This is a genomic window from Sporosarcina thermotolerans (assembly GCF_042658975.1).
Lineage (GTDB): Bacteria > Bacillota > Bacilli > Bacillales_A > Planococcaceae > Sporosarcina > Sporosarcina thermotolerans.
Map to the genome: position 1 here is coordinate 151351 of NZ_JBHSRM010000009.1, position 19255 is coordinate 170605.

The 19255-nt window shown below is 41.5% G+C and carries 20 protein-coding genes, 1 tRNA gene, 2 rRNA genes and 1 riboswitch; of the genes, 5 read left to right on the forward strand and 18 right to left on the reverse strand.

What is annotated here, in order from left to right:
• Window positions 1-17: 17 nt before the first annotated feature.
• From ACFPZG_RS06190 to ACFPZG_RS06210, 5 genes are all read right to left on the reverse strand, one after another.
• The gene (locus ACFPZG_RS06190) at window positions 18-1166 is read right to left on the reverse strand and encodes a BMP family lipoprotein (RefSeq protein ID WP_283733845.1); all 1149 of its coding nucleotides are present in this window, start codon (window positions 1164-1166) and stop codon (window positions 18-20) included.
• A gap of 118 nt (window positions 1167-1284) precedes the next feature.
• Window positions 1285-1386: riboswitch (purine riboswitch) on the reverse strand.
• 362 nt (window positions 1387-1748) lie between these two features.
• The gene (locus ACFPZG_RS06195) at window positions 1749-3161 is read right to left on the reverse strand and encodes a YfcC family protein (RefSeq protein ID WP_317940921.1); all 1413 of its coding nucleotides are present in this window, start codon (window positions 3159-3161) and stop codon (window positions 1749-1751) included.
• A gap of 239 nt (window positions 3162-3400) precedes the next feature.
• Window positions 3401-5146: a GMC family oxidoreductase gene (locus tag ACFPZG_RS06200; protein ID WP_317940922.1), complete on the reverse strand. Its 1746-nt coding sequence runs from the start codon at window positions 5144-5146 to the stop codon at window positions 3401-3403.
• A 51-nt stretch (window positions 5147-5197) separates the two neighbouring features.
• Window positions 5198-5956, reverse strand: a complete 759-nt coding sequence (locus tag ACFPZG_RS06205) for a gluconate 2-dehydrogenase subunit 3 family protein (protein WP_317940923.1) — start codon at window positions 5954-5956, stop codon at window positions 5198-5200.
• 55 nt (window positions 5957-6011) lie between these two features.
• Window positions 6012-6266: a hypothetical protein gene (locus tag ACFPZG_RS06210; RefSeq protein WP_317940924.1), complete on the reverse strand. Its 255-nt coding sequence runs from the start codon at window positions 6264-6266 to the stop codon at window positions 6012-6014.
• 518 nt (window positions 6267-6784) lie between these two features.
• Between ACFPZG_RS06210 and tatC (ACFPZG_RS06215) the strand changes: the two genes are divergently transcribed.
• The 3 genes from tatC (ACFPZG_RS06215) (at window position 6785) to ACFPZG_RS06225 (ending at window position 8013) form a co-directional block, all read left to right on the forward strand.
• Window positions 6785-7540 carry a twin-arginine translocase subunit TatC gene (gene tatC / locus ACFPZG_RS06215; protein ID WP_317940925.1) on the forward strand — a complete coding sequence of 252 codons (756 nt, stop codon included), beginning with the start codon at window positions 6785-6787 and terminating at the stop codon, window positions 7538-7540.
• 79 nt (window positions 7541-7619) lie between these two features.
• Window positions 7620-7826, forward strand: a complete 207-nt coding sequence (tatA, locus tag ACFPZG_RS06220) for a twin-arginine translocase TatA/TatE family subunit (protein WP_283733842.1) — start codon at window positions 7620-7622, stop codon at window positions 7824-7826.
• A 55-nt stretch (window positions 7827-7881) separates the two neighbouring features.
• The gene (locus tag ACFPZG_RS06225) at window positions 7882-8013 is read left to right on the forward strand and encodes a hypothetical protein (protein ID WP_381426439.1); all 132 of its coding nucleotides are present in this window, start codon (window positions 7882-7884) and stop codon (window positions 8011-8013) included.
• A 48-nt stretch (window positions 8014-8061) separates the two neighbouring features.
• Here ACFPZG_RS06225 and groL read toward each other — a convergent pair whose 3' ends face one another.
• Together groL and groES are read right to left on the reverse strand one after the other, a co-directional pair.
• Window positions 8062-9687 (reverse strand): chaperonin GroEL, encoded by a 1626-nt coding sequence (gene groL / locus ACFPZG_RS06230; protein WP_283733841.1) that lies wholly within the window; start codon window positions 9685-9687, stop codon window positions 8062-8064.
• A gap of 50 nt (window positions 9688-9737) precedes the next feature.
• A complete protein-coding gene (gene groES, locus ACFPZG_RS06235; RefSeq protein WP_283733840.1) occupies window positions 9738-10022 on the reverse strand; it encodes a co-chaperone GroES in 285 nt (94 codons plus the stop codon).
• A 179-nt stretch (window positions 10023-10201) separates the two neighbouring features.
• On the opposite strand from groES, the gene ACFPZG_RS06240 reads away from it, so the two are divergent.
• Entirely contained in the window at window positions 10202-10939 is a 738-nt protein-coding gene (locus ACFPZG_RS06240; protein ID WP_283733839.1) for a CPBP family intramembrane glutamic endopeptidase, read from the forward strand.
• 42 nt (window positions 10940-10981) lie between these two features.
• Here the strand turns inward: ACFPZG_RS06240 and ACFPZG_RS06245 are convergent, their stop codons facing one another.
• From ACFPZG_RS06245 to ACFPZG_RS06260, 4 genes are all read right to left on the reverse strand, one after another.
• On the reverse strand, window positions 10982-11614 hold the full coding sequence (locus ACFPZG_RS06245) for a YIP1 family protein (RefSeq protein WP_283733838.1): 633 nt from the start codon (window positions 11612-11614) through the stop codon (window positions 10982-10984).
• 152 nt (window positions 11615-11766) lie between these two features.
• Window positions 11767-12561 (reverse strand): twin-arginine translocase subunit TatC, encoded by a 795-nt coding sequence (tatC, locus tag ACFPZG_RS06250; RefSeq protein WP_317940926.1) that lies wholly within the window; start codon window positions 12559-12561, stop codon window positions 11767-11769.
• 17 nt (window positions 12562-12578) lie between these two features.
• Window positions 12579-12773, reverse strand: a complete 195-nt coding sequence (locus ACFPZG_RS06255) for a twin-arginine translocase TatA/TatE family subunit (RefSeq protein ID WP_283733837.1) — start codon at window positions 12771-12773, stop codon at window positions 12579-12581.
• A 68-nt stretch (window positions 12774-12841) separates the two neighbouring features.
• Window positions 12842-13492 (reverse strand): redox-sensing transcriptional repressor Rex, encoded by a 651-nt coding sequence (locus tag ACFPZG_RS06260; protein WP_317940928.1) that lies wholly within the window; start codon window positions 13490-13492, stop codon window positions 12842-12844.
• Between the two features lie 174 nt (window positions 13493-13666).
• Here ACFPZG_RS06260 and ACFPZG_RS06265 point away from each other — a divergent pair, with 174 nt between their 5' ends.
• On the forward strand, window positions 13667-15604 hold the full coding sequence (locus ACFPZG_RS06265) for an ABC-F family ATP-binding cassette domain-containing protein (RefSeq protein WP_317940929.1): 1938 nt from the start codon (window positions 13667-13669) through the stop codon (window positions 15602-15604).
• A gap of 322 nt (window positions 15605-15926) precedes the next feature.
• Here the strand turns inward: ACFPZG_RS06265 and tsaD are convergent, their stop codons facing one another.
• The 7 genes from tsaD to ACFPZG_RS06300 form a co-directional block, all read right to left on the reverse strand.
• Window positions 15927-16949 (reverse strand): tRNA (adenosine(37)-N6)-threonylcarbamoyltransferase complex transferase subunit TsaD, encoded by a 1023-nt coding sequence (tsaD, locus tag ACFPZG_RS06270; RefSeq protein ID WP_317940930.1) that lies wholly within the window; start codon window positions 16947-16949, stop codon window positions 15927-15929.
• Window positions 16949-17398: a ribosomal protein S18-alanine N-acetyltransferase gene (gene rimI, locus ACFPZG_RS06275; protein ID WP_283734574.1), complete on the reverse strand. Its 450-nt coding sequence runs from the start codon at window positions 17396-17398 to the stop codon at window positions 16949-16951. The genes tsaD and rimI overlap by 1 nt, the downstream gene beginning before the upstream one ends.
• A 1-nt stretch (window position 17399) precedes the next feature.
• The gene (gene tsaB / locus ACFPZG_RS06280) at window positions 17400-18110 is read right to left on the reverse strand and encodes a tRNA (adenosine(37)-N6)-threonylcarbamoyltransferase complex dimerization subunit type 1 TsaB (protein ID WP_317940931.1); all 711 of its coding nucleotides are present in this window, start codon (window positions 18108-18110) and stop codon (window positions 17400-17402) included.
• On the reverse strand, window positions 18107-18562 hold the full coding sequence (tsaE, locus tag ACFPZG_RS06285; protein WP_317940932.1) for a tRNA (adenosine(37)-N6)-threonylcarbamoyltransferase complex ATPase subunit type 1 TsaE: 456 nt from the start codon (window positions 18560-18562) through the stop codon (window positions 18107-18109). The genes tsaB and tsaE overlap by 4 nt, the downstream gene beginning before the upstream one ends.
• Window positions 18563-18763: 201 nt before the next feature.
• A tRNA-Asp gene (locus tag ACFPZG_RS06290) sits at window positions 18764-18839 on the reverse strand.
• A gap of 104 nt (window positions 18840-18943) precedes the next feature.
• Window positions 18944-19059 (reverse strand): 5S ribosomal RNA (rrf, locus tag ACFPZG_RS06295).
• Window positions 19060-19139: 80 nt separating this feature from the next.
• Window positions 19140-19255 (reverse strand): 23S ribosomal RNA (locus tag ACFPZG_RS06300); the annotation flags it as partial.

Here is a 19255-nt window from a genome sequence, read left to right on the forward strand (position 1 = left end):
TGTGTCTCTAATTAATCTTATAGTCCTGGAAACTCTTCTGGAGTGTTTCCATTAAAATTGGATGCAGGTACGATCGTGCCATCTTTCACTAACTCGTACGCCTCATTCAATTTGTTTAGCGTATCCTCAGATAATTGGTGACGACCTTCTTCTTTGATAAAACCAGTTGACTCTGTATCTGCATAAAGAACAACGTTACCGCCTTTGAAGGATCCATCAGCAACAGAATTCAATGATTTTTCAATGTTCATAGCCATGAATTTTACAGCAGATGTCAATACGATATTTTCAGAACCGTTTGAACCGTCATCATATTGGTCAACGTCTACACCAATTACTTTTACATCATTTTTAGCTTCCTTAGCTGCCGTGAATACACCATTTCCAGTGCCGCCTGCAGCAACGAAGAGGATATCTACACCTTGTTTGATTAAAGCGTTACCGATTACTTTACCTGTTGCTTCATCCGCAAAGGATCCTGCATAGTTACCACCAACATCAGCACCAGTAACGTCAGTACCTGCATATCCAGATAGTTCAACGAGTTCAACACTTTTTCCATAAACTTTATTCGCGTAATTTACGCCTGACTCAAAACCAAATTGATAGTTAACATTTGAAGGATAAGCAATGCCATTTACAACTGCTACTTTGTTTGTCTTAGTTTCAAGTGCTGCAGCCATTCCTGCAAAGAAACCACTTTCTTGTTCTGCGAAGTTCATCGCATAGATATTATCGAACTCAGTTTGGCCATCTACAGGAGCTGGCTCAGTGTCATTCATGATGAAGATCTTATCAGGGTTTTCTACAGCGATGCTAGAAACTCCAGCAAATTGGAATCCAGGTGTAACAATTACATCATAATCTGCCACAATATCGGCAACAGCTTGTACAGCTGCAGCTGGATCACCTGTTGGTTCTTTAACTGATTTTACTGTTGCTGTTGGATTATTTTCGATAAACTTCAAGATGCCGTTATAGTTATCTTCATTAAAGTTACCATCATCAACGCCAGAAGGGCTTGTTACGATAGCAATTTTCAATCCGTCTTCGCTATTTCCAGCCTTATCTTCCTTTTTATCAGCTGCGTTACTTCCGCAAGCGGCCATAACAACAGTCATAAAAGCAATAAGTAATACCATTGCAAATTTCTTTGTACTATTCATTGAAATGATCCTCCCTGTAATCTTGTTGTGTATTTGTAAAAAATAAAAAGCACCGATTGGGTACCGGTGCTTGACGTCAGGAAGGTAGACAATAGAAATAAATAAGGTATTTATCGCTATTGTATATACACAACCTCGTAGTCAAGCTATTTACGGCAGCTTGGTAGAAACTTTCGGGCCTTATCCCCAACATTATACGAGAAAAATATTTATTTTTTACATACTCATAGTATCACCAGCCTTTCTTGCTGTCAATAAAACACGAACAATTTCTATAGAAAAAGCATCAATATTCGTTAATTTACTGATTATTTATAAAGAAATATACTTATGAGTAAATTCCGGATGAATTTCAGAGTGTATACAAACAACTAATTTGAATTAGTTGTAGAAAAGCGAGTCTTTTCTTATAATTATTTTTGTTCAAATTGTTATATTTTTAATAGTAATTATTCGGTACGTATAAAATTACTGGTAAAAGGAATGAAGACAATCACCGATGTTTCAATCAAAAAAAGTGGTTATCCAGACGACAAAATCGTCCGAATAACCACTCATTCTTCATGCTTATTTCAAATGCCCTCAGCCCGTGTATTGAATCAATTGAGCAACCACTAATGTGACAACACCAATTGCAGAGAACACGAGGAATAGCGGCATATAGAAACGAATCCATTTTTGCCAAGATACACCGGCGATAACAAGTGCAGCCATAAAGTAACCAGACGTCGGGAATAGAATATGAGCAAAGCCGTCCCCGAACTGGAACGCAAGTACTGCCGTCTGTCTTGTTACGCCGATCATGTCTGCAAGTGGCCCCATGATTGGCATTGTGACTAAGGCCTGTCCACTTCCAGACGGGATGATAAAGTTAATCGAGAGCTGTACGAGATACATACCTACTGCACCGAGAACGGATGGCATCTCGCCAACCAATGAACCTAAGCTATGAACGATCGAATCCATGATTTGTCCGTCCTCAAGCACAACAGCGACAGAACGGGCAAGACCAACAATAATGGCTCCCATAAGCACTTCACGGAATCCATCCGTAAACGCGTTAGAAATTTGGGTAGCGTTCAATCCTGCAATCAGGCCGACGACAGCCCCCATAAAGATAAACAGTCCTGCCATCTCTACCATGAACCAACCTTGTTGAAGCACACCATATACTAAAATCCCAAGGAAGATGAAAGCAGCAATTGAAGCATACTTTTGTCTTGTGTTCATGCTTTTCGCTTCAATTTTACCTTTCTGCTTGTAAAGTTCCCTTTTTTCTTGGTCATCTTCATATACATAGCTGTTTAAAGGATTCTGCTGTACCTTTTTTGCATAACGCATGATGAAGAAAATCCCTATCGATATACAAATAACGAAGAGAGCTAAACGCAACGGCAATCCTGAAAACACCGGGACACCTACGATTTTCTGAGACAATCCTACGTTAATTGGATTTAAAACTCCGGTAGTAAATCCGACAACCGTACCGACAAGCGCAATCGATGCAGCCACAATGGAATCATACCCTAAGGCGATGATTAATGGCATAATGACAGGAATATAAACGAGCGATAGCTCAGGGGTTCCGATTAATGTTGCCCCGATTGCAAATACTGTCGTTAAGATTGGGATCAATAAAATACTATTTTTTGCAAAACGGTTTGCCAGCCTGTCCACAACAACTTCAATGATTCCGGTTGCCTTCAGCACCGCAAACATACCGCCGATAATAAACGTGAAAAATACGATCTCCCCGGCGTCGATCAATCCACGCGGAATAACAGTAAGGAAATCAGCTATACCAATTGGTGTAGCTTCCACTTCTGTAAAAGAGTTCGGATCAATCGCTGTTCTTCCATCAGGACCTGGTACACGCTCAAATTGACCTGCAGGAATAAAGTAAGTCGAAATGGCCGCCAGCGCACTAAATATAAACAGAATTACATAAATATGCGGAAGTTGAAACTTCTTTTTGATGTTCTTTTCTTTTTCCATTTGGTACCTCCATTAGGTTTTATTTGTAAAGATGTAAACTTATTGTACAATCTTATTGCGCTTGAGTCGTTAGACCTTATAGCCAATTAAAAACTGCTTCATTGTTAAGGAATGACAATGAAAATTTTTGATTTGTGAACAATGAACAACAGTCTGTACATTAACACCATCGAAAAATGGTGATTTATTCGATTAAAAAAGCCTTTCATCAATTCAACGAATTGATGAAAGGCGTACTATTAAACGTGTTGTTTTCCTTTTTTTGCTTCTACCAGTTGGCCGCCATTGTTTTCGAAGAACTTGATAATTCCTTCAGCAGCACGGTAAGAAAGTGCTCCAACTGTACCTGTAGGGTTATAACCTGCGTTTTGTGGGAATGCAGAAGCTCCTACAACGAACAGATTGTCTACATCCCACATTTGAAGATAGCTATTGACTGCAGATGTTTCAGGATCTGCACCCATGATGACGCCACCTGTATTATGCGTTGACTGGTATTCAGCAACGTTATATGGTCCGAGTTCTCTGCTCGTATCGATATGATCTGCGCCCATTTCTTTAAGGATCGCTTCACATTTATCAGCCAAGAATGCTGTCAATTGACGGTCTTGTTCTTCAAAGTCGAAAGTGATTCGAACTAATGGATCACCGAATGGGTCTTTGTAAACAGGGTCTAAATCTAAGAAGTGTTGTTTGTAAGCCATGGATGCACCTTCACCACTAACCGTTAACGCTGCATTCGTATATTTCAACGATACATCTTTAAATTCTTTACCCCAAGTTGGTGTACCTGAAGGGATTCGGTTATTAGCAATCGGTCGTAGTCCAGTTTGTCCAAGGATGATCATCCCACCGTGGATAAAGTCCAAATCAGTGTGGTCGAAGTTGTCGCCATTATAATCATCAACGATCATTCCTAAGCCACCTGCTCCAGCAAAGTTATTGAACTTTTGCTCGTCGAAGAATCCTGTTGCTCTCCCTTTACGGATTTGGTATGCATAGTTTTTCCCGATAACACCAGTACCAGTAGTCGGGTTATATGGTCTACCAATTTCAGATAGTAGAAGAAGTCGAACGTTCGAAAATACATAACTTGTCAATACGACAACATCAGCTGGTTGTTCGAATTCCTCGCCTGTATTCATGTCTACATATACAACACCCGTTACTTTATCTCCATCTTTCAAGATACGGCGAACTTCAGAGTGAGGTCTAACTTCGAAGTTACCTGTTGCTTTAGCAACTGGAAGTACAGTTACGAGTGGGTCAGCTTTTGCTCCGTACTCACAACCGAAACGCTCACAGAATCCACAGTACTGACAAGCTACACGAGAAATTCCGTCTGGGTTTGTATAGTTTTCCGACAAGTTCGCAGAAGGTTGAACATATGGATGTAGACCCATATTCTTTGTTGCTTTATCAAATAATTGCATCGCTTGCGTTTTTTTCATCGGACCAGTAGGGAACGGATTTGAACGTGGTCCTCCTAATGGGTTATCCTCACCAGAAATTCCGGCCATTTTTTCGTACTGGTCATAGTAAGGCTCAATTTCATCATACGTTATACCCCAGTCTTGGATTGTCATATCAGCTGGGATTTTGTCTGCACCATATTTTTTAATCGTTTCACTACGCATCTCAAAATCATACGGAAGGAAACGGAAGTTTTGCCCATTCCAGTGTGTTCCCGCGCCGCCTACACCTACGCCAAGTAAAAATGATCCGTATTGTCTCATTGGGAGAGAACGCATTTTTTCATTGTTACGGAACGTAATCGTTTCTTTCGATAGATCTTGCATCATTTCATGTCGAATCGCATATCTGAGTTCATCATGCGCCATGAAATAATCTTCCATTTTTCTATCTTTTCCTCGTTCTAATCCAACTACTTGGTAACCTTTTTTTGTAAGCTCAGAAGCGATAATGCCCCCAGCCCAACCAACACCAACAATAACGACATCTGTTTTTGGTAATTTTTTAACCATCCGTATTTCCTCCTCAATCGTAAATACCTTACATTATGTTATCTATCAAGATTAGTGACTATGTTGAGAATTTAACGCTGCTGGTTCGATCACCTTGAATTCATCTTCAATAATATTGAGGAAGCTCATTTGGTGTCCTGGGAAGTTCTTCATCTTCCAACCTTCCATATTTGCATTACCTCCGTATAATGGGTCAGCATATGCACCTTCAAGGGTTGCAGAGCGTAACACACCAAAGAAGTAATCAGATTTCATCCCGATTAGTTCTACTTTCCCTTCTGCAAACTCGGTTAGAATCGCATCTTGCTCTTCTTCAGAAAGCTTTTCAAATCGGTTGTCGTATGTTTTTACACTGAGGTCCTGTATAGCTTTCAACCCGATTTCAAAGATTTGTTGTCTGTTTAGACGGCCTTGATAACCTTGAGTTGATTCGCCCGGATAGAAAGGTCCTGACGTGTATTCTTTTGTACCTGTACCCCATCCGCCTGCCAGTTGGTGATCAATATAATAAGCTACTAATAATTCTTTAGCTCCTGGACCATTATGATCCTTCGGGAAAATTCTTTCCGTCGCCGCCTCCGTAATACGGTATTGTTCAGGTGTAAAATACATTAATGCGACATTTGGATTTTCAAAAGTCTTATGAGGTTCAGATTGGACGTCTGTAGTGGAAGCATCGTTCTCCACTAATAGACTACCAAGTGCACCACCGGCAATCAGTCCACCGACTGTAAGCCCCGAATTCTTTAGAAAGTTCCGTCGAGAAGAACGTTTATCTAAAAGTGAATTTTTCTCATCTTTTGTTGACATGTTAAAACCTCCAAATTCAATTTTCTAAATTATTTACCTAAGTAAATATGAGACATCAAAAAATCGTACTCCAGTTGTAAAGTGGAGTAAAAGTTGCCGCTCCTATTATGAGAGAAGCTGCAAAAATACTGTATTTTCTTCCTACCCACGAAAGAATAATAATTGACAGACCAATTGCTGTACCTAAAAGCGTAAACCATGGAAACCCACCGGAATTAGAAATAAGAAAAGTAGCTAATCCTCCAATTATACAAAGTGGCAAAAGAGCTTGTAAAACAAATTTCAGCTCTTCCTTACTATATTGGGACACTCTCATTCTCCGTTCTTATGATTTTTTGTTTCAACACTAAAAGGGTTTATTTCCGTCGCAGATGGCCGCTTTCTATCTTCAATCGCCGGAAGCTCGCTGCGTAATAGCAATTAAGAAATCTGCTCGATATATAGACCTTTTGGAGTAGGAAACAATGATTCTTATTCTACTACATTTATTAATTTATTTCATGAGTTTGTCACAAGTTTATAATTTCAAAATATTGTTTTGTTTCCATGTCTTCCCGCCCTGTAAATGCTTACCATAGTTAAAAACACTGGTTTCCTCAGTCAGTCCATCATTCTAAATTTTCTTTATTCATTAAAAATACTAATAGATTCAGTTGTCCAGATTTCTGAAAAAACAAACCTTTGTACAATTTTGATGTCTATAATATAATGGACGAGAAGCGGTACTTTTCGCTCACTAGTATCACTTTGTAACAAGACGACGAACTAGTTTTTTCTATTTACACGAAAGTATATAACTTCCATTTAAGATAGTGGGTGGTAAGAATCATGGAACAAGAACCAGAGTACACTCTTGTAGAGCATTTAACAGAGCTTAGAAAACGGCTAATTATTGTTTCTGTGACATTTATCGTTACGTTGATAATAGGTTTTAGTCTCGCACCAAAATTATTAACTCTGATTAAATCGCAGCCTACAGCCGCTCGTGTGGAATGGAACGTATTCGGTTATACGGATGGACTAATGATTTATTTAAGCTGTGCTTTAGTTTTATCCTTACTGATTACGTTACCAATCGCATTGTACCAAACATGGTTATTTGTAAAACCTGGATTATCTAAGGAAGAATCCAAAGGAACAATTATTTTTATCCCTGTTTCTTTCTTGCTGTTTTTAGCGGGGATTAGTTTTAGTTATTTCCTATTATTTCCTTTGATGCTAAACTTCATGGCAAATATCAATGAATCCATAGGTGCAATTGAAACATATGGCATGAAGCAATACTTCTCTTTTATGTTTAACCTTCTCATTCCTGTAGGTATCGTATTTGAATTACCTGTAGTGATATTGTTCTTAACAAAGTTGGGTATTGTTACACCTGATAAGTTAAGGAAAATGAGAAAGATTTCTTATTTTATCCTCGTCGTCGTAGGTGTGTCAATTTCTCCGCCAGATTTCGTCTCGGATATCTTGATCATTATTCCTTTATTGCTTTTGTTTGAAATCAGTATTTGGGTGTCTAGTGTATCTCTTAAGAGAAAGCTGGCCAAGGAGAAAAAACAAGAGGAAAGTTTGAAGGAATAAGTTTACAATGCGTCGTTTTATCAGAAGTGTTATAGTGATACAAACTTCATAAGTAAGTCAATTCTAAGGAGGAACAACCATGCCAAGTATTGGTGTACCAGGATTAATCATCATTCTCGTTATCGCTTTAATTATTTTCGGACCGTCTAAATTACCACAGTTAGGAAAAGCTGTTGGACAAACGTTAAAAGAATTCAAAAACTCAACAAAAGATATTGTTGACGACGTTGCAGATGAATTTAAAATAGACGAAAAAGAATCAACAGATAAGAAGAAGGTTTCATAAAAACCGTTGTTGATTGGTATGAACCACCTTTTTTGAGTCAGTTAATAAACACCTGATGAAACAGCCAGTTGTCGGTATTGATCCGGCGATTGGCTGTTTAATTTTATTTGAATGTGGTCCAAAAAAGAAGCTCCTCACAAGTCTAATGACTTGTGAGGAGCTTCTTTTTGTTACGTTGTATGTCTAGCTCCAGCGGCTATCCCCTTGGATCATTAGCCGCTGGAGCTTTTCTTAATTACATCATTCCGCCCATTCCACCCATGTCAGGCATGCCTGCACCTGGTGGTTCTGGTAGATCTGCTACAACAGCTTCTGTCGATAAGAACATTGCCGCCACAGATGCTGCATTTTGAAGTGCTGAACGAGTTACTTTAGTTGGGTCTAAGATACCGGCTTGCATCATGTTAACCCACTCGCCGTTTGCTGCGTTGAAACCGATGCCGACTTCTTCGCGTTTTAGGCGGTCAACTACGATTGAGCCTTCAAGGCCAGCGTTGTTCGCGATTTGACGAACTGGCTCTTCAAGTGCGCGAAGGACAATCTTCACACCAGTTGCGACGTCGCCTTCTGTGCTTTCAAGAAGTGATTCAACCTTCGTGTATACGTTGATAAGTGCCGTACCACCACCAGATACGATTCCTTCTTCAACAGCCGCACGAGTTGAGTTCAACGCGTCTTCGATGCGAAGTTTACGCTCTTTCAATTCTGTTTCAGTTGCTGCACCGACTTTGATAACTGCTACGCCGCCAGCAAGTTTCGCAAGGCGCTCTTGCAGCTTCTCTTTGTCGAACTCAGAAGTTGTTTCTTCAAGTTGTACGCGGATTTGGCTAACGCGTGATGCGATTTGCCCTGCATCGCCATTTCCTTCAACGATTGTTGTGTGATCTTTTGTAACAACAACTTTTGCAGCTCTTCCAAGTTGAGTAATATCAGCGGATTTAAGGTCAAGACCGAGATCCTCAGTAATGACTTCTCCACCTGTAAGGATTGCAATGTCTTCAAGCATTGCTTTACGACGATCACCGAAACCAGGTGCTTTAACAGCAACTGCGTTGAACGTTCCACGAAGCTTATTCACAACAAGTGTTGCAAGTGCTTCGCCTTCTACGTCTTCAGCAATCATCAACAATGGCTTGCCTTGTTGAACGACTTGCTCAAGAACTGGAAGGATTTCTTGGATATTAGAAATCTTTTTATCTGTGATTAAGATGTAAGGGTTATCGAGAACTGCTTCCATTTTGTCTGTATCAGTAGCCATATATGCAGATGCATAACCGCGATCAAATTGCATACCTTCTACAACGTCAAGCTCAGTCGTGAAGCCTTTCGACTCTTCGATTGTGATGACGCCATCGTTTCCAACGCGCTCCATTGCTTCAGCGATCAATTCGCCGACTGCTTCGTCGCCTGAAGAGATTGCAGCAACTTGTGCGATTTCTTGCTTGCTTTCGATTTCATCAGAAATACCTTTTAATGATTCAACAGCGGTTGCAACTGCTTGTTCAATCCCTTTACGGATACCGACAGGGTTTGCGCCAGCCGTTACGTTTTTTAAACCTTCACGAATCATCGCTTGTGCAAGAACTGTCGCTGTTGTTGTACCGTCACCAGCGATTTCATTTGTTTTGGAAGCAACTTCCGCAACAAGTTTCGCACCCATGTTTTCGAATGCGTCTTCAAGTTCGATTTCTTTTGCGATCGTTACACCGTCATTAGTAATAAGCGGTGAACCGAATTTTCTTTCAAGAACGACGTTTCGTCCCTTTGGTCCAAGCGTCACTTTAACAGCGTCAGCAAGTGTATCTACACCACGAAGCATTGCGCTGCGCGCGTCTTCATTGAATTTAATTTCTTTAGCCATTTATGAATACCCTCCTATTTTGTATGTTGTCTTTATATAAGCGCGTTTAATTAACCGATAACGGCAAGAACGTCGCTTTCACGCAGGATCAAATATTCATTTCCTTCATATTTAACTTCAGTACCAGCATATTTTGAGAAGATGATGCGGTCGCCTTCTTTTACTTCCAAGTCAACACGCTGGCCGTTTTCAAGAACTCGTCCAGTACCTGCCGCAACAACTTTACCCTCTTGCGGTTTCTCTTTTGCAGAATCCGGTAGTACGATACCACTTGACGTTTTTTCTTCTGCTTCGATCAGTTCGATTACGATACGGTCACCTAATGGTTTCAACAAGTGAAACAACCTCCTCAGCATTATCTTTTCTTTTTAGCACTCAGTAAGCATGAGTGCTAATACATTTAATATCATAATAAAGTTGCCCAAAAATTGCAAGCAAAATACTCGCTTCTTTTCTCTTTGCTAAACTTCTTTTAAAACGCTAAAATGAACACTAAGAGAAAGGGCGTTGTACTATGAAATACTGGAAAATCTACATATGGATCATCGCAATCTACATTGCGATGCAATTTGCAAGTGTCCCTGTTGCTAAAGGGATGATCAATTATTTCCACCATACATCAGGCATGGAGGAAGCGGACGCTAAATTTTACGGCTTCGCATGGGGTCTTTTTATCGTGAACATCATTGCGGCACCTTTTATTTTATTCATGACGACACGGAATAAAAAGTTCTGGGATATCTTTAAGACAGGAAAAAAAGCTTCTATTGGAAAGACAATTCTTTGGGGGGTCCTTGGATTGTTCATGGCGATGGCTGGCCAAATGATCGCTGCCATCATCGAGATGGCATTTGGCGTCATGCCTGGCTCCGATAACACTGCCCTCTTAGGGGAGGTTGCGAGAATGTCGCCGATTGTTATTGTTTCAATCGTCATTTTCGCACCGTTGTTTGAGGAGATTGTATTCAGACGAATTTTGTTCGGAGGCATTTATACGAAAACAAATTTCTGGGTCGCCGCCCTTATCAGCGCATTCCTTTTCTCGGTCGTCCATGGCGAGCTCAATCATACAATTCTCTATATGATTCCGGGACTCGTGTTCGCTTTCCTTTATTACCATACGAAAAGCATTTTAGCGCCGATGATTTCGCATCTGTTAATGAACAGCTTCGCCGTCATTGTCCAGTTAAATCCTGAAGTCTTCAAACAGCCTGAGAGTATCAAGCAAGCATTCATCTTCTTGTTGCAATGAAACCGAAAAACGACTTCCCACATTGGGAAGTCGTTTTTCAGTTCATCCAATCGTCGTAAACAACGAAAATAGGAGAATGCCAATAACTATTGAAAAGATTATCGCGAACACTATGCCAATACCCATAAGAATTGCAACAACGCCGAATCCACGCAATGCAGAGAATTTATGGACAAGGCCAATACCTTTACTCATGATTACTATACCGTAAATCCCAACGCCAATCATGACGATGTTCATCAAGAAATATACGCCAAGCGGCAGATTGGTAACACCAAAATTCTCCGTAGGTACTTCGAATAGTCGAGAACCATATATAGCAAGAATAAGATAATTCATCGGAGCAAGATAGATAGTCAGAATTGTTGACGCTGGCGTGACATGGATCATTTCAGAAAACTTTCCTGTTCCTCCAAGCCATTTTCCAATCCATGTATACAGCGCAGCCATAATCACCCAACCTAACAAAGCACCAGAGAATGTCAGTATAATTGAAAATATAACGATTAAATACGCTGGCAAGCCACTAAACCAACCGGTCGGTGCCAAGGCAATCGAACCGGTACTGATTGAACCTAATAGTAAAATAAAAACCCCATACCCGACCGACTTCTTCTCAAGCAAGTACTCCAAAGTCTTTGTCGGCTGATTCCATATGGATAACAACGGATTCATACAACATCTTCCCCCTTTTCAATGGTATATACTATGTAAGAGCATGCCCTCTTCAGTACGCTACTTCTTTTATCATACAGAAATTGACATCTGATTTCATTACAAAAAAGCCCTTTTTCCGGAATACTTATCCGAAAAAAGGGCTTGCCGATTTATTTCTCCAAATTCCCCATCACTTCATCAATTTGCCGCTGTTGCTCCGCCTTTATCTCCTCAAGCTTCCGCTTCTCTTCCGCCTTCAAGAACTTTCGATACCCGACTCGGCAGATAACGATGCTGATTTCGTAAAGGATGAACAACGGGACGGTCACTAACAAATGGGACATAATATCAGGCGGTGTGATGAACGCCGCAACTACAAATAGAACAAAATATGAATATTTCCTGATTTTCACTAACTTCGCAGGATCCAATATACCAAGTCTTGATAAAAATAAGAGAACGATTGGCAATTGGAAGATGACCCCAAACGGAATCAAAATCTGGAATAGGAATGTGAAATATTGATTGATACCTACTGTTTGCGTTATTCCCAATTCCCCCGATAAATCCATCATGAAATTCATAACGAATGGGACGAGGATAAAATACGAGAATCCTATTCCGACTATAAACAGGATGAATGCAAACGGGATATAGCTTAAAGTCACTTTCCGCTCAGTTTCCTGAAGGCCTGGCGATACGAACGACCAGAACTGGTACATGATGATCGGTGAAATAATGACGACCGCAAGGAAGATGATGACTTTCAAGTAAATGACGATTGGATCGACAACATTGAATGCGTGGAACTCATCATATCCTCCCTCATTCAGTAAAAACTCAATAACTGGTTTAGCGGCGAAAAAGCTACCAATTACCGCAATAACAAAGAAAACGACGATTACTATCAGCCGTTTTCTAATTTCTTCTATATGCTCAATGACAGTTAAATTTTTCTCTTTCATAGGACAGACATCCTTACTTACTGCACGTCGTTTTTCTTATCTTCAACTTTCTTTACTGTATCTTCATCATCCGAAGCAAGTCCCTTGGTTGCATTCTTGAATTCACGTAATGAAGAGCCAAACGCTTTACCGATTTCAGGCAACTTCTTCGGTCCAAAAACTAACAAAGCAATAATTGCAATTATAATTAAACTGCCTATACCTGGAGCCATTTCGGACACCTCCTTCGTCTGTTGTCTATTTTACATGAAAACAGCTTGTATTACTATTGACAAGCCGTTTATAATTGTGAATCTTTTACGTCATTTTTTATAAAATAAATCAATGTCTGCAACTCTGCAGATAAATCAATCGTATGTACACGCATCCAATCTGGCACTGTCAGACGAGCCGGTGTGAAGTTTAATATCCCTTTCACTTCTATTTCGGCGAGACGATCCGCTGTATCTTGGGCTACGTTTGCTGGAACAGTTAGAATTACGATGTTAATGCCCATCTCTTGTAACTTCTCTTCCATCATATCCGGATGATATACAGGGATGTTACTGACGATTCTACCTTCCTTCGATGCTTTTGGGTCGAACGCTATTACAATCCGCGTATTATGGGTTTTCTGGAAGTTGTATTTCAGAAATGCACTCCCTAAACCGCCGACGCCGATTAATGCGACGTCTGTCTCTTCATCCTGATCAAGCGTCTGACGGAAGAAATGAAGCAGGTCATCTACATCATAGCCATACCCTTTTCTTCCAAGCGCACCGAAATGGGAAAAATCCCGGCGAATCGTAGCGGCATCAATTTTCATCACTTCGCTCAATTCACTAGAAGAAACACGTTTTTTACCAGCATTCGAGAAGCCTTTTAGGAATCTATAATATAAAGGAAGGCGTTTCGATGTCGCCTGCGGAATTCTTGGAGTTACTTCAGACATTTCCTACCTCCTGCCCCATTGAATTAAGTCGGGATTTCACACATTTAAATTAGGACTTTCCTGAATTAGTCCGAACAATTTCTATCGTACAGCAGAAAATGATTGATGTAAAGCCGACCATTGCGCGCGTCTCTTCATTCGATTAAACTTAATGTATGAATAGAGGTGTGCTGAATGATTGTTTTACAAGTGAACGGACTAACTAAATCCTTTTCAGGAACTGATATATTGGAAAACGTGCGACTCGAAGTACAACATCGTGACAGAGTCGCGCTCGTCGGCCGCAACGGAGCAGGTAAATCCACATTGCTTAAAATTATTGCGCGAGAGATGACGGCGGATTCCGGCGACATTATCATGCCAAAGGACGTGCAGATAGGGTATCTTGAACAACACGCAGGCATCGACTCTTCCCGTACAGTTTGGGCAGAAATGATGACCGTTTTCGAACCAATGCTATCAATGGAGCAAAAACTCCGTAGGCTTGAAGCACAAATGGCGGATCCCGCTGTATACGGGAATACTGAAGAATACGAACGAGTCATGAAGGAGTATGACGCTCTCCAAATCGAATTCAAGGATTCGGGAGGGTATCAATATGAATCTGACATGCGTTCCGTCCTGCACGGCATGCGGTTTTATCCAGATGACTACGAGAAAAAAGTCAATCTTCTTTCGGGCGGGCAAAAAACACGCTTAGCTCTCGCAAAGATGCTGCTAAGCAAACCGGACCTCCTCATATTGGACGAGCCAACGAACCATTTAGATATCGAGACGCTTGGCTGGCTTGAAAAATATCTCGTCTCTTATGAAGGAGCGATTCTAATCGTTTCGCATGACCGATACTTCCTCGACCAGATCGTGACGATCACGTATGAAGTGTCTAGACGGAAAGTGACGAAGTATGTCGGAAACTATAGTGCGTATTTGGATGAAAAAGCAAAGAACTACGAGCGCGATAAGAAACTGTATGAACGTGAATCCAGCGAGAAAGCAAAACTTGAAGAGTTCATTCAACGGAATATCGCTCGTGCGTCCACTTCTAAAATGGCGAAAAGCCGACGGAAGCTCCTTGAACGGACCGAATGGATGGATTCGCCTGACGGGGATGAACGGTCCGCAAGCTTTTCATTCTCAATCGAAAGGCCAAGTGGGAATGATGTGCTGAAACTTGAAAATATCGCAGTCGGCTACAATGACAAACCTGTTTCCGAAAACATTAATATGCATGCCTACAAAGGCGACCGCATCGCCATATTAGGTCCGAATGGGATCGGTAAATCGACATTACTTAAGACGATTGTGAAAATGCAGGAACCATTAGATGGGACAATCCGCTATGGCACGAATGTCCAGTTCGGATATTATGATCAAAACCAGGCGACGATCATCGGTACGGGGACAGTTCTTAAGGAGCTTTGGGACGAGTGGCCGATGATGAATGAAAAGGATGTCCGCACTGTGTTAGGACGCTTCCTCTTTACAGGGGAAGATGTCGAAAAACCAGTGACATCGTTATCCGGTGGGGAGAAAGCGCGCCTTTCATTAGCGAAGCTTATGCTCCAAAAATCGAATACGCTTATCCTTGACGAACCGACAAACCATCTTGACCTCGATAGCAAAGAAGTACTGGAGAATGCATTGGATGACTTTCCAGGAACAATCCTTTTTGTTTCGCATGACCGTTACTTCATCAACCGGATTGCGACGAAGGTTATCGATGTCGCTAAAACTGGTGTTACGGAGTATCTTGGCGATTACGATTATTTCATCGAGAAGAAAACAGAGATTGCCGAGTTAAAGGCGGAGGAGTCTTCGTCACAACAAAAGATCCAAACGAAAAACAAGCGCAACGAAGATGACAAAGAGTTCAAAAGGCAAGAACGCCGACTGACAAGGGCAATTGCCGAAATTGAAACTACATTAGCTAAAATGGATGAAGAGATAGCAGGTTTGCAGGAGGAGCTCTTGCGGCCCGAATTCGCTGATGACCATATTAAACTAATGGAACTTCAAGAGCAGATCGATTCATTGCAAATGAAGCATGATGAGCAATCAGAAGAATGGTTGGTCCTCCAAGAAGAGTTGGAGAATTTACATTTACAAGCATAATAAATGCTGTCGAAAGGTATGGCGCCGATTCGACAGCATTTTTATGTTTTCGACAAACGTGAATTTCCTTTTCCACAATCTTATTCACATCATAAACATTGATACTATAGGATATTCACATAGTTATCCACGTTGTCCACAATTAAAACTTGTTTTACCCACATAGTTATCCAAAACCTGGACGGCTAATACACAATTGTCGAATAATTATCCACAACTTACTAACAAATGTGCATAAGTACGAACGTTCCCTCTTGACAAAAGAATCCATTTAAAGGCCAAATAAAAACGGAAATCGTCAAGACTCGACGATTTCCATCACTTATTTGCTCCAAGATGCAAGAGGCATACCCGGGCGCCCGTTCATTTCCATATTTCCACGTTTTCCATCCATGAACATTGCAGTTCCAGCTGCAGCAATCATCGCTGCATTATCCGTACATAGAGAGATAGGGGGGACATAAAAATGAATTCCCTCTTTTTCAAAGGTCATTTCGAGCGAAGCACGCAGCCCTTTATTCGCTGCAACTCCACCCGCCGCGATCACTTGCTTCACATTATATTCTTTCGCGGCCTTCAATGTTTTTGCTGTTAGAACTTCGACAACACTTTGCTGAAAACCAGCAGCCACATGAGATGGCACGATTGTACCACCTTTTTGCTCAAGATTATGCTTATAATTGATAACTGCCGATTTTAAACCACTGAAGCTGAAATCATATGATTCCCGCTCAAGCCAAGCCCTTGGGAATTCAACCGCATCATCGCTTTCAAGCGCGAGCTTATCAATCGCAGGCCCGCCGGGATACGGCAAGCCGAGTACGCGAGCCACCTTGTCGTAAGCTTCTCCTGCGGCATCATCACGCGTCTCCCCGATCAATTTAAAGGACCCATGCCCTTCCATCAATACAAGCTCTGTATGGCCTCCTGAAACGATGAGCGCAAGGAGCGGAAACTCCATTGGCTGCATTAATTGATTGGCGTAAATATGCCCAGCAATATGGTGGACACCAATAATCGGCAATCCATTCGCAAACGCAAAAGCCTTCGCCGCATTAATGCCGATCAAAAGCGCACCGACAAGTCCCGGACCCTCCGTCACAGCAACAGCATCCAAATCAGCCGGCTCAAGATTCGCTGCCAACAATGCTCCTTCAATAACAAGCGTGATTTGTTCGACATGGTGTCGCGAAGCAATTTCGGGTACAACTCCACCGAATCGTTGCTGACTTTGGATCTGTGAAGCGACAATATTTGATATAATTTCATGGCCATTCTTAATGACAGAAGCCGCCGTTTCATCACAGCTCGTTTCAATACCTAATATATAAATATCTTTATCCATTAAAATTCCACCCACATGACGAGCGCATCTTCATGGTCGTCCGTATAATAGTTTTTCCGTATACCGCCATCCTGGAAGCCTAACTTCCTATACAGGTTTTGTGCTGTATGGTTCGACACTCGCACCTCAAGCGTCATCAACCTCACCTCATTCACCTTACACAGCTCAATCGCCTTGCGCATCAATGCCTCACCGATTCCCTGGCCTCTCAAACGCTTCCTGACAGCAACATTTGTAATATGACATTCATCGAGTACAACCCACATACCACAATGTCCAATGACCTCGTCATCTTGAACCGCGACAATATAATGGGCATAATCATTCCCTAACATCTCATGTTCAAAAATCTCATGCGACCACGGAGTCGTAAACGCCTCATGCTCGATTTTGACAACAGCCGGAATGTCGTCAACGGTCATTTTTCGATATTGGATTCCATTTGTCACATTACTCACTGCCTTTTTCCTTCGTTTGCTGCATCAACCAATTTGCTTCTGCCTCAGCAATCCTGCGGTATTCCGGTGTAAATGCATGTGTATTCTCTTCATGTCCAGATTGCTGCGCTATGTAAATCAACGACGACGCACGTGGCAGGTTCATTGGAAAAGGAGCAATCACCGAATTCTCCTTCAATCTGTTCGTAATCAGCTCTTCATACATGCCAACGTCCTTACCGATGAACAAAACGGGACGGTCTAATTCACCTAACGAATCGAGCAAAGCTTCAATTCCAAGGTGACGATCTTCGTGAATTGCGACAAGCGCACCATCGATATTTTCATAAACGCCCGCATACACATTATTCCTTCTTGCGTCCACAACCGGGCAAATAAGGCCATTAAAATAAATAGCGTTAGCCGCCAATGTTTTAAGGCTTGAAACACCTACAAGAGGTTTTTTCAACGTCCATGCCAACGTCTTCGCAATCGTCACCCCAATTCGGACACCTGTATACGATCCCGGTCCTTCAGAAACTGCAATCGCATCAATATCTTTCGGTTTCAATTGCACGGTCTCAAATAATTCTTCAATAACCGGCATCGCACGTAAAGAATGATTGACCGCCATCGAAGAATTCACCTCAGCTAAAATCGCCCCGTCTTTCACGATTGCGACAGACAAAGGTGTATTAGCTGTATCTATTCCTAACCATATCATACTGTCATCGCCTCACAAATCTTTTCATAACGTCTACCTTTAGGGACGAACAAAAGCTTTCTTGAAGTATCCCCGGTATGTTGTAACTGGATTTCGAGTCGCTCACTTGGAAGATCATCTTCTATCAAATGCGCCCATTCTACGACTGAGATTGCATCCCCGTAAAATAGTTCATCCCAACCGAGATCCTCATCACTATCCGCCAAACGATAGACATCAAGATGATTGAAAAGGAAATCCTCTCCTTCATACTGTTTGAGGATTGTAAAAGTGGGGCTGTTTACGGTCCGAGTGATGCCTAATCCCTTTGCCAACGCTTTCGTGAAAGTCGTTTTACCGGCACCCAGATCACCTTCCAACGTTATGACGTCTGGAGGTGAAAGCAATCCCGCTAATTTCTTAGCAATTTGTTCAGTTTCCTCTTGGGAATGAACATCAAATTCTATAGTCATAGTAATTTCCTTTCATCTCCACTTTATTATAGTTAGTGTACCGAAAATAAGATGTTACTGAAAGTATTGGGGTTTGAAGATCTGTTTTTTTCCGTATTTAAGGGCCGCTCGTTTATTCCTTTAAGTAAGCATATCTGATTTTATTACAACAAAAAACCGATCCTGGAATAAATCCAAATCGGTTGACAGTTTAAATTAAAATGGCGGTCCCGACCGGGATCGAACCGGCGATCTCCTGCGTGACAGGCAGGCATGTTAACCGCTACACCACGGGACCATTTAATATGTATACCCTTCGAAAGAATGATAGGTTCTTTAACTGCAAATTCATGTACTTGATCAATTCTAACCAATGACATTCTTATCGAAAAGTGATGGGTTGCCCGGCGACGTCCTACTCTCACAGGGGGAAGCCCCCTACTACCATCGGCGCTGAAGAGCTTAACTTCCGTGTTCGGGATGGGAACGGGTGTGACCTCTTCGCCTTCGTCACCAGACTATGAACGATGCTTGTTCGTTCAAAACCGGATAAAAGAGACATTGTTGCTACTTCAAGTTCAACCATACTTTATAACTTAAGGTTAAGTCCTCGATCGATTAGTATCCGTCAGCTGCACGTGTCACCACGCTTCCACCCCGGACCTATCCACCTCATCATCTTTGAGGGATCTTACTTACAAATGTAATGGGAAA

What these genes read in the sequence shown, in the direction of transcription:
- ACFPZG_RS06190 (WP_283733845.1), bottom strand. Translation starts at nt 1,166, where the DNA reads ATGAATAGTACAAAGAAATTTGCAATGGTATTACTTATTGCTTTTATG.
- ACFPZG_RS06195 (WP_317940921.1), bottom strand. Translation starts at nt 3,161, where the DNA reads ATGGAAAAAGAAAAGAACATCAAAAAGAAGTTTCAACTTCCGCATATT.
- ACFPZG_RS06200 (WP_317940922.1), bottom strand. Translation starts at nt 5,146, where the DNA reads ATGGTTAAAAAATTACCAAAAACAGATGTCGTTATTGTTGGTGTTGGT.
- ACFPZG_RS06205 (WP_317940923.1), bottom strand. Translation starts at nt 5,956, where the DNA reads ATGTCAACAAAAGATGAGAAAAATTCACTTTTAGATAAACGTTCTTCT.
- tatC (WP_317940925.1), top strand. Translation starts at nt 6,785, where the DNA reads ATGGAACAAGAACCAGAGTACACTCTTGTAGAGCATTTAACAGAGCTT.
- tatA (WP_283733842.1), top strand. Translation starts at nt 7,620, where the DNA reads ATGCCAAGTATTGGTGTACCAGGATTAATCATCATTCTCGTTATCGCT.
- ACFPZG_RS06225 (WP_381426439.1), top strand. Translation starts at nt 7,882, where the DNA reads ATGAAACAGCCAGTTGTCGGTATTGATCCGGCGATTGGCTGTTTAATT.
- groL (WP_283733841.1), bottom strand. Translation starts at nt 9,687, where the DNA reads ATGGCTAAAGAAATTAAATTCAATGAAGACGCGCGCAGCGCAATGCTT.
- ACFPZG_RS06240 (WP_283733839.1), top strand. Translation starts at nt 10,202, where the DNA reads ATGAAATACTGGAAAATCTACATATGGATCATCGCAATCTACATTGCG.
- ACFPZG_RS06245 (WP_283733838.1), bottom strand. Translation starts at nt 11,614, where the DNA reads ATGAATCCGTTGTTATCCATATGGAATCAGCCGACAAAGACTTTGGAG.
- tatC (WP_317940926.1), bottom strand. Translation starts at nt 12,561, where the DNA reads ATGAAAGAGAAAAATTTAACTGTCATTGAGCATATAGAAGAAATTAGA.
- ACFPZG_RS06255 (WP_283733837.1), bottom strand. Translation starts at nt 12,773, where the DNA reads ATGGCTCCAGGTATAGGCAGTTTAATTATAATTGCAATTATTGCTTTG.
- ACFPZG_RS06260 (WP_317940928.1), bottom strand. Translation starts at nt 13,492, where the DNA reads ATGTCTGAAGTAACTCCAAGAATTCCGCAGGCGACATCGAAACGCCTT.
- ACFPZG_RS06265 (WP_317940929.1), top strand. Translation starts at nt 13,667, where the DNA reads ATGATTGTTTTACAAGTGAACGGACTAACTAAATCCTTTTCAGGAACT.
- tsaD (WP_317940930.1), bottom strand. Translation starts at nt 16,949, where the DNA reads ATGGATAAAGATATTTATATATTAGGTATTGAAACGAGCTGTGATGAA.
- tsaB (WP_317940931.1), bottom strand. Translation starts at nt 18,110, where the DNA reads ATGATATGGTTAGGAATAGATACAGCTAATACACCTTTGTCTGTCGCA.
- tsaE (WP_317940932.1), bottom strand. Translation starts at nt 18,562, where the DNA reads ATGACTATAGAATTTGATGTTCATTCCCAAGAGGAAACTGAACAAATT.